The sequence below is a fragment of the Faecalibacterium sp. I4-3-84 genome, assembly GCF_023347255.1.
Taxonomy (GTDB): Bacteria; Bacillota; Clostridia; order Oscillospirales; family Ruminococcaceae; genus Faecalibacterium; species Faecalibacterium taiwanense.
In genome coordinates this window covers 1897306-1909441 of sequence record NZ_CP094466.1, presented here as the reverse complement: position 1 = coordinate 1909441, position 12136 = coordinate 1897306, and the positions used below count along the sequence as shown (strand labels likewise).

The window sequence follows — 12136 nt, the reverse complement described above, 5'->3', positions numbered from 1 at the left end:
AAACTCTCATCCGCTCCTATTTTCTATTTTGCTCAGCTGTTGGAAGCCGTCTTTTCGCCCAGTGTCACATTGACCGTCTGCATCTGGCCGTCGCGTGCAATGGTGATGGAAAGCGTATCGCCTGCTGCGTGCTTCTGCATCAGGGTGCCAAGGTCGTCCTTGGAGGCGATCTCGGTGCCGTCCACGCTCACGATGCGGTCACCGGCCTGCAGGCCTGCCTTTTCGGCAGGGCCGCCCTTGACCACCTCCACAACGTAAACGCCGTAGGCATTCACGCCCAGTTGAGAAGCAGTCTGTGCGTCGGTCACAGCCAGATAGGTGATGCCCAAATAAGGCCGTCCGGTCACATAGCCGTTCTCCAGCAGTTCCTGTGCCACCTTGATGGCATCGTTGATGGGGATGGCAAAGCCCAGACCCTCTGCATCGCTGGAAGAGGATTTTGCATTCACAATGCCGACCAGCTCACCGTTCATATTGAACAGGCCGCCGCCGGAGTTGCCGGGGCTGACCGAAGCATCCATCTGGATCAGGGACATGGTGTTCACAGAGCTGCTGCCCTGAATGGTGACACTGCGGTTCAAAGCGCTGATCATGCCGCCGGTCACGGTGCCGCCCAGCTCACCCAGCGGGTTGCCCACAGCCATCACGCTCTGGCCCACCTTCAGGCTGTCGCTGTTGCCCACGGTGGCGGGGGTCAGGCCGTCAGCATCGATCTTGATGACCGCGATATCGCTGGTGGTATCTTCGCCCACGAGGGTGGCGGTGTAGTCCTTGTCACCAATGGTAACGGTGATGGTGGAAGCGCCGTCCACCACATGTGCACAGGTGAGGATGTAGCCGTCCGAGCTGATGATCACGCCGCTGCCGGCACCGCTCTCCACCTGATTCTGGCCGTACCACGACCACTGAGAGTAGACCACCTGCTCCGTAGTGATGACCACCACGCTGGGGCTGACCAGATCAGCCACCTGTTCAGTGGTCAGGCTGCTGCCGCTGCTGGATGCTGCGGTGATGGAACTATCCGAACCGGATGCACTGTCGGCCGTAGAGGAAGGTGCCACCTGCTGAATGACCACCTTGCCGCTTCCGCCAAACTTTGCCCCCACAAAGCCGCCCGCAAAGCCCATGGCTGCGGCCAGCAGCAGCGCCACGGCGCTGCGTGCAACGCGCTTGCCATTGAACTTTTTCTTCTTTTTAGGGGGCTGCGCGTCCTGCGGCTGTACCGGATGTACCGGCGGCGTTGCACCGCCTGCGCCGTTGTCTGTCTGCGGGGCGGTGTAAGCGGTCTCCGGTTCCGGCTGCGGGTCGTTGTACTGGTTGGCGGTGTTCATGCCGCTGCTGCCCACATTGGGATAACCGGTATCTCCGCTTTCGTTTTTATCCTGAGAGGAATAATCATATTCCCATTTGTTCTCATTGTCCATGCTGATACTTCCTTTCCGTAAGGGATACGTCCACAGGAGCCCTGTTCCGTTGAACTGCTCCTATTGTAACCATCAATTGTGAAAATCAATCGCGCGCGCCGTGAAGAAACTGTGAAATAAAGACGCGCTTTCCGCCCTTGACAGCGGCCTTTGCGCTTGCTATTGTAAAAGTGTAAATTCAGGAGGAACACACCATGGAACTGCACCGCACAGACGAGGGCTTTGCCCTCTATAAGGAAAAAACACAGATCGGCTTCTGCGCGCTCACGCCCGCCGCAAAGGGGGCTGCCATCACCGCGTTTGGCATCGAACCGCAGTGGCGGCGCAAAGGCTACGGTTCCTATCTATTAAAAGAAGCCTTGCGCGCCTACGCCGGATACGACCGCGAAAAGGCTACCGTATTTACCGCCCCGCTTCCCGCCGATGCCGCAGAGCTTGCGTTCTGGGCAAAGTTCGGCTTTGCGGCAGAAGGCAGGCAGCTGGTGCGCCGCCGCACGCCGGACCTGACCGCCGTCAAGTTCGTGCAGGACTTTCTGGCCGCGCGGCTGGCACAGCCGCGCCTTTGCATCGATGCTACCTGCGGCAACGGCGGCGACACGGCCTTCCTGTGCGGCATCACCGCGCCGGAAGGAAAGGTAGTCGGCTTTGACGTGCAGGAAGCTGCCATTGCATCCACCCGGAAGCATCTGGAGCAGCTGGGCGTGCCTGCCGCCCGGTATGAGCTGCACTGCCAAAGCCACGCAGACCTTTTACAGGTTGTGCAGCCCGGCACGGCAGATGCGGTGATGTTCAACTTTGGCTGGCTGCCCGGGGCCGACCACGCAGTGTTCTCCACCGCGCAGAGCAGCATCCCCGCCCTGCAGGCGGCTTTGGAAGCCGTGCGCCCCGGCGGCGTGGTGAGCGCCATCCTCTACAGCGGGCAGGTCATCGGCACGGATGAAAAGCAGACGGTGCTGGAATATCTCCGGGCACTTCCGCTCAAAAGTTTTACCGTTCTGGTGTGTGATTTTGCCAACTGGGCCGAAACCGCCCCTCTGCCCTGCATCATCCTGAAAAAATAACGAAAACACTTGCATTATGGAGCGTTTTCGGATAAAATAGGGTACGTATGTGTAAAAATATACTCCTTCCGTCATCGCTGCGCGATGCCACCTCCCTCTGAGAGGGAGGCTTTGGCAGGGCGAGAAGCTTTTCCTTTTCGCCAGAGGCTCCCTCATTGAGGGAGCTGTCACGGCATCAGCCGTGACTGAAGGAGTTCCATCCATTTCAGGAGAAATACTAGTTTATGACAAATCGTGAAGAAATCGAGCGCCGCCGGACGTTTGCGATCATCAGCCATCCCGACGCCGGTAAGACCACTCTGACCGAAAAGCTGCTGCTGTACGGCGGAGCCATCAATCAGGCAGGCTCCGTCAAGGGCAAGCAGAGCGCAAAGCACGCCGTGTCCGACTGGATGGACATTGAGAAGCAGCGCGGTATTTCCGTCACCTCTTCTGTCCTGCAGTTCAACTACGCGGGCAAGTGTGTGAACATTCTGGACACCCCGGGCCATCAGGACTTCTCGGAGGACACCTACCGCACCCTGATGGCGGCAGACTCTGCCGTCATGGTCATCGACGCTGCAAAGGGCGTTGAGGCCCAGACCATCAAGCTGTTCAAGGTGTGCACCCTGCGCCACATCCCCATCTTCACCTTCATCAACAAGATGGACCGCGAAGCCCGCGACCCCTTTGAGCTGATGGAGAACATTGAGGAGATTTTGGGCATCAAGACCTACCCCATGAACTGGCCCATCGGCTGCGGCAAGGAGTTCAAGGGCGTGTTCGACCGCAACACCCGCAAGGTGCTGGCATTTTCCAGCGACGGCCGCGCCAACGGCGTGAAGAAAGTGGATGAGACCGAGGCCGAGCTGGGCGATCCCGCACTGGACGAGCTGCTCACCCCGTATCTGCACCAGCAGCTGGTGGATGAGATCGAGCTGTTGGACGGCGCTGCCGAGGAATTTGACCTCGACAAAGTGCTGCGCGGCGAGCTGAGCCCCGTGTTCTTTGGTTCCGCTCTGACCAACTTTGGCGTGGAGCCTTTTCTGGAGAACTTCCTGCGGCTCACCCCCACCCCGCTGGCCCGCGTGGACAGCCTGACCGGCGAGACCGTGGACCCCTGCCGTGACGAGTTCTCTGCCTTCATCTTTAAAATTCAGGCCAACATGAACAAGGCCCACCGCGACCGCATCGCCTTTATGCGCATCTGCTCCGGCAAGTTCGAGCGCGGCATGGAGGCCTTCCATGTGCAGGAGGGCAAGAACATCAAGCTGGCCACCGGCACCCAGCTGATGGCGCAGGACCGCGCCATCGTGGACGAAGCCTACGCCGGCGATATCATTGGCCTGTTCGACCCGGGCATCTTCTCCATCGGCGACACCTTGTGCACCGGCAAAAAGAAGGTCCAGTTCGCAGGCATCCCCACCTTCTCGCCGGAGCACTTTGCCCGCATTGAGCAGAAGGACACCATGAAGCGCAAGCAGTTCGTGAAGGGCATGGAGCAGATCGCGCAGGAGGGTGCCATCCAGATCTTCCGCGAAGTGGGCGGCGGCATGGAAGAAGTGGTGGTCGGCGTGGTCGGCGTGCTGCAGCTGGAAGTGCTGGAGTACCGCCTGAACACTGAGTACAACGTGGAGATCCGGATGCAGCAGCTGCCCTTTGAACAGCTGCGCTGGGTGCAGAACGACCCCGACACCTACAACCTGCGGGATCTGGACCTGACCAGCGACACCAAGGCTGTGGAGGATATGAAGGGCAACCGTCTGCTGCTGTTCACCTCCGACTGGGCGGTGCGCTGGGCTGAGACCCACAACGAAACGCTGAAACTGAGCGAGTTCGGCAATATCTGAGTTGAAAGAGAGCTGCGGTGCGGGAATATCCTGCAGCTGCGGCTCTTTTTTCATAAAGCACAAAAAATACAACAAAGAATGCCAGTTATGGAATGAGCTGCTCCCATTGCGGGGAACACTGCTGGCATGGAGGGTAAAGTATATGCAGAATATCAATATTGGCAAAAGCGGCATTCAGGTGCCATTTCTCGGCATGGGCACCTGGGCCATCGGCGGCGGTGCATGGTGGGGCGATAACGACGACAGCCTTTCAGTCAAGGCCATCCAGACTGCTGTGGAGCAGGGCATCCAGTGGATCGACACCGCCCCCATCTACGGCCTGTACCACAGCGAGACCGTGGTGGGCGAAGCCATGAAGCACATCGACCGCGACAAGGTGGTGCTTTCCACCAAGTGCGGTCTGGAGTGGCGGCATGAAACACCGGTGCTGCACAAGGTCGTGGACGGCACCACCGTTTACCGCGACCTTTCTGCAAAGAGCATCATCGAGGATGTGGAGGACAGCCTGCGCCGCCTGCACACCGATCATCTGGATGTGCTGTACACCCACTGGCAGACCCCCGATTTCGGCATCTACCCGCTGGAAGAGACGGTGGAAGCCATGATGAAGCTGAAGGAGCAGGGCAAGATCCGTGCCATCGGTGCATCCAACGTCACTGCAGACATCATCCGCGGCTACTGCAAGTACGGTCAGCTGGACGTCATTCAGGAAAAGTACAGCCTGCTGACCCGCCGCGTGGAAAAGCAGCTGCTGCCCACCTGCAGGGAGCTGGGCGTTTCGGTGCAGGCATACTCTCCGCTGGAGCAGGGCCTGCTGACCGGCAAGGTGACTATGGAAACCACCTATCCCGAGGGCAGCACCCGCAACTCCAACCCCAGCTTCCAGCCCGCCCGCCGGGCACAAGCGCTGGACATGCTGGCAAAGTGGGGCGACCTGACCGAGAAATACGACTGCTCTCTGGCACAGCTGGTGATCGCCCTGACCGCCCGCATGATCCCCGGCCTGCATGTGCTGTGCGGTGCCCGCACTCCGCAGCAGGTAATGGACAACGCCGGTGCGCTGAACATCAAACTGGACGGTGCCGATGCCGTCCGCATGAAGTGGGACGTGGATGCTATTTCCTGAGTTTTTGATTTAAGACGCAAAAAGCCTCTGACCGCAATGGTCAGAGGCTTTTTTGCATCTCAGCTGTTCTCCTTCCAGAACAATCCGCCGCTGGTCTGGAACAGCAGCCATGGGTTCACGCTCTTGCTGCCAAGCTTGAAGTCCATGGTCAGCTCCTCGCCCAGCACGCCCACGGCCTGCCCCTTTTCCACCGTCTGCCCGGCAGAGACGGAAAGAGTCTGCAGCCCGTACAGGTAGCTGCGCATCCCGCAGCCGTGGTCGATGACCACCGTGTTGCCGGTAAGGGCCAGCTCTGCGGCCAGCACCACCACACCGTTTGCCGGGGCGCGGCAGGGCTCACCGGGGATGGTATAAAGCTTTGTGGAGTTGGAACGGCTGCCCTGCCTTCCGTTGACCACCCTGACCTGACCGTAATCCACAAGGGTGGTATAGCTTTCCACCGGGTTCACAAAGCCGCCCTGCCACATTTTTTCCCGCGCGGGCGCTTCGTACAGGCCCCAGACTGCATTGCGGAACTGGGTGTTTGCCGCATCCGATGCATCCGGTTCCGGCTCCACGTCCACCGTGCCAAAATCCTTGGGCAGCACGATGATGCTGCGGGTGATGGTCTCGCCATTCACGGTAATGTTCACCTCATGCCCGCCGGAGGAAGCGTTGTATGCCGCCGGGATGTAGGCCCGCCAGCCATCGGCTGCACGCACGCACTGCACATTGCCAAGGTCGGTCTCCACAGTGGGTGCTGCATCGCCGGTCATGCCGGAGATGCGCAGGCCCACAATGCCGCCCTGCTCCACCCGCTCGGCGGAAAGCTCCACCTCCGCGCTGGCCTGCAGGGTGAACCGGAAGGCATAACGATACCAGCCGGTGGGCTTTGCGGGCTTTTCCAGCCCCAGATTTTTGCGCACTGAGCCGGTGCTGCCGCCCTCAAATTGGGTGGCCATGCCGCCCTCCGGCACCCGCCAGACCGATAGCTCTGCCTTATATTCGCCGTTGGCCGGGAACAAAAAGCTCTCGTATTCACTGGCTGTGCCCGTGAACACCGTCTCGCCGGAAGCCGTCCGGATGGTCAGGGTGGTGTAGCTGGCCCAGTCCGGCAGGATGAGGGCCGGGTGGGCCGTGTACAGCGTGCCCAGCTTCTGCACCGTGAGGGTGGCGGGGCTGGCAAACACCTTATCGAGCTTTCCGCCGATGAGCGGCACCTGCCAGCACCAGCCGTTGGGTTCCAGCGCTTCGGTGCCAAACTGCGCGGTGCTGTCCGGGCAGCCGCCCTCGGTGGTAAAGGCATAGCTCACGCCCATCACTGCGCCCAGAAAGATGCCTACGCCCAGCACCACACCCACGAGCCAGAGCAGAAAACGCTTCATGATACACTCCTTCTATGTAGCAAAAAGGGCGCACCGGCACAGCCTTTTGCAGACTGCCGGTGCGCCCGAAGGTTTACGGTTCGTGTTTTTTATTCTGCAGCATCCTTTGCAGGGGCAGCCTCTTCGGCAGCAGCCTCCGGCTCTACCGTTGCAGCATCGTCCTCGCCGAACAGCAGACGCTCGTACTCGTCCAGCTCCTTCTCACGGCGGTGCAGGTAAACAGCAACAGCAGCAAGGGCACCGGCAACAGCGGCCAGAACAGTGATCACAGCGACCAGACAAGATTTCTTCATAGGTTCAATACACTCCTTTTTTCGTTGAAACGATGTTTCAGCTTTCATTCCAGTGCTTGTTGGCTTTTATTATACCCGTTCCTGTCAAAAATTACAACTGTTCCGGTCAAAAAGGCCAAAATTTCATACTATAAGCTTCCTGTATGCCTTGAATGCGCCGGGCAGCGTATACTCGGCCTGCAGGGCTTCCCGGCTTGCCCACACGCAGCCTGCCGGGGCATCTTGGGCGGGCACATGCAGCAGGATGCCGTTCATATGCCACTCGATGTGGCTGAAGATGTGCTTTGCAGCGGGCAGCGCTTCCGGCGCGGCGGTGCCGGTATCCACTCCCATGGCCTGCAGGCGGGCAAGGACCTCTCCGGCTGCAAGGGCTTCACCCTCCCACAGTACCGGCTGCCACAGCCCGGCAAGCAGGCCCTTTTGGGGCCGCTGCTGCAAAAGGAAGCCTGCCGGGCTTTCCAGCAGGGCCAGCGTCACAGGCTGCAGTCTGCGGGGCTTGGGCGCTGCTTTGCGGGGCAGCTCCAATGCAGTGCCCGCAGCACGGGCGGCGCACAGGTGGGCAAGCGGGCATTTTTCGCACAGGGGCGCACCGTTCGGCACGCAGACCAGTGCTCCCAGCTCCATAAGGGCCTGATTGTAGTCGCCGGGCGCATCCGGCGGCTGGTGCTCCATCACGCGGGCGGTGAACGCTTTTTTCACTGCCGGTTCGGTGACGGCAGCGGGGTCGTTGTACAAACGGGAGAACACCCGCAGCACATTGCCGTCCACGGCGGGCACCGGGATGCCGAAGCTGATGGACGCAACGGCTCCCGCCGTGTAGTCCCCGATGCCGGGCAGGGCCCGCAGGGCATCATAGTCGGCGGGCAGCTGTCCGCCGTACTGCTCGCAGACGATGCGTGCAGCCTTTTGCAGGTTGCGCACCCGGCTGTAGTAGCCAAGACCCTCCCAGAGTTTGTGCAGCTTTTCCTCTTCGCAGACGGCAAGGGCCGGAATGTCCGGCAGGGCGGCGAGAAAGCGTTCGTAGTAGGGCAGTGCCGCCGAGACCCGGGTCTGCTGCAGCATGATCTCGCTGAGCCACACATGGTAGGGGCTGGGGTCGGTGCGGAAGGGCAGGATGCGGTGGTTTTTGTAAAACCATTCCAGCAGGGCAGAGGAAATGTTTTCCACTTGTTTTGTGCTCCTTATCAAAAAACGGGCCGCCGCAAGGTGCAGCAGCCCGGTAAAAGTATGCGCGCTTATCAGAAGCCGTATGCGGTGCGGGGGAAGGGCAGCACGTCACGGATGTTCTGGATGCCCGTGAGGTACATGATCATGCGCTCGAAGCCCAAGCCGTAGCCGGCGTGCTCCACGCCGCCGAACTTGCGCAGGTTCAGGTACCAGTCGTAGTTGGTCTTGTCCATGCCCAGCTCGTCCATGCGGGCCACCAGCTTGTCGTAGTTCTCTTCACGCTGGCTGCCGCCGATCAGCTCGCCGATGCCGGGCACCAGCATATCTGCGGCTGCCACGGTCTTGCCGTCCGGGTTCTGCTTCATGTAGAAGCTCTTGATCTCCTTCGGGTAGTCGGTGACGAACACAGGCTTTTTGAACACTACCTCGGTCAGGTAGCGCTCGTGCTCGGTCTGGATGTCCACGCCCCACTCCACAGGGAACTGGAACTTCTTGTTGTTCTTCTTCAGGATCTCGATGGCCTCGGTGTAGCTGATGCGGCCAAACTCGCAGTTTGCCACCAGCTCCAGACGCTCGATGAGGCCCTTGTCGATGAACTGGTTGAAGAAGGCCATTTCATCCGGGCAGTTGTCCAGCACGTAGCGGATGACATATTTGGTCATGGCCTCAGCGGTGTCCATGTAGCCGGACAGATCGCAGAATGCCATCTCCGGCTCGATCATCCAGAACTCGGCGGCGTGACGGGTGGTGAAGCTCTTCTCGGCGCGGAAGGTGGGGCCGAAGGTGTACACCTTGCCGAATGCCATGGCCATGGCTTCGGCTTCCAGCTGGCCGGAAACGGTCAGGTTGACCGGCTTCTCGAAGAAGTCCTGGGTGTAATCCACAGTGCCGTCCTCGTTCTTGGGCACATTCTCAAGGTCGAGGGTGGTCACGCGGAACATCTCGCCTGCGCCCTCACAGTCGGAAGAGGTGAGCAGCGGGGAGTGAGAGTAAACGAAGCCGTTCTCCTGGAAGAACTTGTGGATGGCGTAGGCCGCGGCGCTGCGCACGCGGAAAGCGGCGTTGAAGGTGTTGGTGCGGGGGCGCAGGGTGGGCATGGTGCGCAGATATTCCATGCTCATCTTCTTTTTCTGCAGCGGATACTCGTCCGCCGGGCAGTCGCCCAGGATCTCCACACTGTCGGCATTCAGCTCAAAGGGCTGCTTTGCCTGCGGGGTGAGCACCAGCTTGCCCTTGACGCGCAGGCTGCTGTACAGACCGGTGTGGATCACCTCATCGTAGTTGGCCAGCTTGCCTGCTTCCAGCACGACCTGCAGGGTCTTGAAGCAGCCGCCGTCCGACAGGGCGATGAAGCCGATGTTCTTGGAGTCGCGGATGTTCTTTGCCCAGCCGCAGACGGTGATCTCGGTGCCGTCGGCGGGGGTGTTTTTGAACAGCGAAACGATCTCAGTGCGTTCCATAGTGTTTGTTCTCCCTTTCGATATAAAATGAAAAAGACAGCTTTGTTCTCCCTGAAAGTTCAGGGCGAACAAGCTGTCTTGTAATGTCCGCGGTGCCACCTGAATTACCGGAAGTGTCCGGTCGCTCACGCGCTCAATAAAAGCGCTGCCCCTGTAACGCAGGGCCTGCGGCGCACCTACTAATGGCAGCTGCCATGTTCAGTTTGCTGCTCCCGGGTGTTCGTTCACGCGGCGTGCGGGCGCGGCTCTCAGCTGTGCCGCACTCTCTGGGCCGGACGGCCCGCGCTACTTTTCCCGATCTTTGCATTTGACCTTTAAAAAATAGCACTTTGGCGGCGTTTTGTCAAGCACCGCCCAGCAATGCGGCAGCAAGGCCCTTTGCCGCCAGCTGCCCGGCATAAAGAGCCTCGTTCAGGTTATTGCCGTGCCCGCCGATCTCAATGAGCAGGCTGCCGGTGGTCAGATCCTGATTGTAGAACCGGTAGCTGAACAGCACCGGCCGGGTAAAACCGGGGTACATTCCTTCCATGCTGCGCTCCCACGCAGCGGCAAAGCGCAGATTCTGCCGCCAGCCCGGCAGCTGAACGGTGGTGCCGTTGTCGCACCCGCAGATGATCATGACCTGTGCGGCCTGCCGTCCGTCCACCGTGCACACCGGGGCATAGCGGCTGCCGCTTTCCGTTTCGATGGCATCCCGGTGGACATCCAGCACCACCTTGATGCTGGGATACCGGGCCAGATACTGCTGCACCACGGCCCGGCTGTTGGCATAGCTTCCGGTGTAGCTGGGGTAGTCGTTCAGGGTCTCGTCGTGCAGGGTGTTGATGCCTGCCGCATTGAGGGTATCGGCCACCACACGGCCCACCGCGCACATGTTCACGCTGCAGTCGGTGCTGCGGGCACCATCGCCGGGGGCAAACCACAGCCCGGCCGAAAGGCGGTAGTCCTCGGTGGCGTGAGTGTGCATCACCAGCACCTGCGGGTCGGGACTGTTCGGCTCAATGGCAAAGGGCAGCGGATTCTCAATCTCCGCCGCAATGTCTGCCGCCGTCTGCCGGGTATTGTTTTTGATGCTGCCCGCCCCGCAGGGAATGTACTTTTCGCCGCTGCCCTGCGGATAATTTTTTTCAATGACAGTACCCGCATCCGCCGGGCGGGCTTCCTCGCCCAGCAGCGGCACAAAGTAGTCCTCAATGTTCCCGGTCAGCGCCTGCACGGCCTGCGGCAGAGAGGATGCCGCCGCTTCCGGCGTGCTGTCCGGTGCGGCTTCCACCTGCACAGATGATGCGGGCTGCTCCTGTGCGGCCTGCCGCCCCAGCCAGAAAAGAGTTTCGGCCATTGGCAGCGGTGCAGTAATGGCCGCAGCCAGCATCAGTGCCGCCGTGCGGGCAAAGATACACAGTGCGGCAAACAGAGCAGCCGCTTCCAGAAACGGCACGATATGCCCCTGCGCCCGGGCGGGCGGCAGTGCTTTGCTGCGCATAAAATAACCTCCCTTCCGGCCCACCGGTGTTACCCCGCCAGCCAGAACAGCTGCGCCACGCTGAGCCTTGGCTGCAAGGCCCGGTTGATGGCACCGGCCAGCAGAGCCGAGCCGTGGGCGATCACGCTGTCCAGCGCCCGGGGCGTGACCACAAGATCTGCTCCTTCGTCCGAATCCATCAAGGTGGGGATGCCCGCCGCGATCACCGGCACGCCCAGCGCTGCCGCGTCCAGATGCTTTGCATGATCCGCCTGCGCCGGGTACAACCCGGTGTCGGAGAACTGCACGCTGCGGCCCAGCCGCGCGCCCTCGGCACTGCAAAGGCTGTCCACGCAGATCAGGGCCGCCGGCCGCACCGCTTCCACCATGGCCCCGGCCAGCTGGCGCAGAGTCAGCCCGGTGGAGGCCGACACCCCCGGCGCAATGGCGGCCACCGGCCGGATGCCTTTTACCGGCAGCGTGTGCTGCGGCCCCATGGTGACTAAAATCTTCTGCGCCGTGCGCGGGCCGAGGGCATCCGCCGTGACCCGCCGGTTCCCGATGCCCAGCACCAGCACCGGCCCTTCCGGCGGCAGCAGGGCGCGCAGTTCTGCCGCACAGGTCTCGATCACCGCAGCGTCCCGCTCGTCCAGCACGCTGACGCTGGGCATTTCCAGCGTGACATACCGTCCGCGGGGCTTCGCCAGCCCTTCGCGCGCGATCTCCACCCGCGTTATTGTGACCCCGCCGCGCTTTGCTGTGGCAAGCCTTACCCCGGCAGGCAGCGCCCCCTGTGCCGCGCCAAACATCTCGTCTGCCATATCGGTAAAACGCATTTTTCTGCTCCTCCTGCCTGTTTTGGGGCCAAATGCCCCCTCTGCACGCAGAAAGTATGGAAAAAATAAAACTTTTCTAAACAAAAATCAAAAAAACGCTTGCGCTGGTACGCG

10 protein-coding genes and 1 other annotated feature are annotated in these 12136 nt (G+C 60.8%); of the genes, 3 read left to right on the top strand and 7 right to left on the bottom strand.

What is annotated here, in order from left to right:
• Nucleotides 1-32: 32 nt before the first annotated feature.
• Entirely contained in the window at nucleotides 33-1424 is a 1392-nt protein-coding gene (locus tag MTP41_RS09375; RefSeq protein WP_249235394.1) for a S1C family serine protease, read from the bottom strand.
• 194 nt (nucleotides 1425-1618) lie between these two features.
• Here MTP41_RS09375 and MTP41_RS09370 point away from each other — a divergent pair, with 194 nt between their 5' ends.
• From MTP41_RS09370 to MTP41_RS09360, 3 genes are all read left to right on the top strand, one after another.
• Nucleotides 1619-2485, top strand: a complete 867-nt coding sequence (locus tag MTP41_RS09370) for a GNAT family N-acetyltransferase (protein ID WP_005943531.1) — start codon at nucleotides 1619-1621, stop codon at nucleotides 2483-2485.
• 224 nt (nucleotides 2486-2709) lie between these two features.
• On the top strand, nucleotides 2710-4314 hold the full coding sequence (locus MTP41_RS09365; protein WP_005943533.1) for a peptide chain release factor 3: 1605 nt from the start codon (nucleotides 2710-2712) through the stop codon (nucleotides 4312-4314).
• Nucleotides 4315-4456: 142 nt separating this feature from the next.
• Nucleotides 4457-5440 carry an aldo/keto reductase gene (locus MTP41_RS09360; RefSeq protein ID WP_097774628.1) on the top strand — a complete coding sequence of 328 codons (984 nt, stop codon included), beginning with the start codon at nucleotides 4457-4459 and terminating at the stop codon, nucleotides 5438-5440.
• A gap of 59 nt (nucleotides 5441-5499) precedes the next feature.
• On the opposite strand, the gene MTP41_RS09355 is transcribed toward MTP41_RS09360, so the two are convergent.
• The 6 genes from MTP41_RS09355 to gpr all read right to left on the bottom strand — a co-directional run bounded on the left by MTP41_RS09355 (nucleotide 5500) and on the right by gpr (nucleotide 12022).
• Entirely contained in the window at nucleotides 5500-6804 is a 1305-nt protein-coding gene (locus MTP41_RS09355) for a murein hydrolase activator EnvC family protein (protein ID WP_249235393.1), read from the bottom strand.
• 89 nt (nucleotides 6805-6893) lie between these two features.
• Nucleotides 6894-7097 carry a phosphatase gene (locus MTP41_RS09350; protein WP_249235392.1) on the bottom strand — a complete coding sequence of 68 codons (204 nt, stop codon included), beginning with the start codon at nucleotides 7095-7097 and terminating at the stop codon, nucleotides 6894-6896.
• A 123-nt stretch (nucleotides 7098-7220) separates the two neighbouring features.
• Nucleotides 7221-8264 (bottom strand): A/G-specific adenine glycosylase, encoded by a 1044-nt coding sequence (locus tag MTP41_RS09345; protein ID WP_249235391.1) that lies wholly within the window; start codon nucleotides 8262-8264, stop codon nucleotides 7221-7223.
• A 71-nt stretch (nucleotides 8265-8335) separates the two neighbouring features.
• Entirely contained in the window at nucleotides 8336-9724 is a 1389-nt protein-coding gene (asnS, locus tag MTP41_RS09340) for an asparagine--tRNA ligase (RefSeq protein WP_005943546.1), read from the bottom strand.
• 57 nt (nucleotides 9725-9781) lie between these two features.
• Nucleotides 9782-10035, bottom strand: a binding site (T-box leader).
• A gap of 32 nt (nucleotides 10036-10067) precedes the next feature.
• On the bottom strand, nucleotides 10068-11207 hold the full coding sequence (spoIIP, locus tag MTP41_RS09335; RefSeq protein ID WP_249235390.1) for a stage II sporulation protein P: 1140 nt from the start codon (nucleotides 11205-11207) through the stop codon (nucleotides 10068-10070).
• Nucleotides 11208-11236: 29 nt separating this feature from the next.
• The gene (gene gpr, locus MTP41_RS09330) at nucleotides 11237-12022 is read right to left on the bottom strand and encodes a GPR endopeptidase (RefSeq protein ID WP_005943552.1); all 786 of its coding nucleotides are present in this window, start codon (nucleotides 12020-12022) and stop codon (nucleotides 11237-11239) included.
• Nucleotides 12023-12136 lie beyond the last annotated feature (114 nt).

What these genes read in the sequence shown, in the direction of transcription:
- MTP41_RS09375 (WP_249235394.1), bottom strand. Translation starts at nt 1,424, where the DNA reads ATGGACAATGAGAACAAATGGGAATATGATTATTCCTCTCAGGATAAA.
- MTP41_RS09370 (WP_005943531.1), top strand. Translation starts at nt 1,619, where the DNA reads ATGGAACTGCACCGCACAGACGAGGGCTTTGCCCTCTATAAGGAAAAA.
- MTP41_RS09365 (WP_005943533.1), top strand. Translation starts at nt 2,710, where the DNA reads ATGACAAATCGTGAAGAAATCGAGCGCCGCCGGACGTTTGCGATCATC.
- MTP41_RS09360 (WP_097774628.1), top strand. Translation starts at nt 4,457, where the DNA reads ATGCAGAATATCAATATTGGCAAAAGCGGCATTCAGGTGCCATTTCTC.
- MTP41_RS09355 (WP_249235393.1), bottom strand. Translation starts at nt 6,804, where the DNA reads ATGAAGCGTTTTCTGCTCTGGCTCGTGGGTGTGGTGCTGGGCGTAGGC.
- MTP41_RS09350 (WP_249235392.1), bottom strand. Translation starts at nt 7,097, where the DNA reads ATGAAGAAATCTTGTCTGGTCGCTGTGATCACTGTTCTGGCCGCTGTT.
- asnS (WP_005943546.1), bottom strand. Translation starts at nt 9,724, where the DNA reads ATGGAACGCACTGAGATCGTTTCGCTGTTCAAAAACACCCCCGCCGAC.
- spoIIP (WP_249235390.1), bottom strand. Translation starts at nt 11,207, where the DNA reads ATGCGCAGCAAAGCACTGCCGCCCGCCCGGGCGCAGGGGCATATCGTG.
- gpr (WP_005943552.1), bottom strand. Translation starts at nt 12,022, where the DNA reads ATGCGTTTTACCGATATGGCAGACGAGATGTTTGGCGCGGCACAGGGG.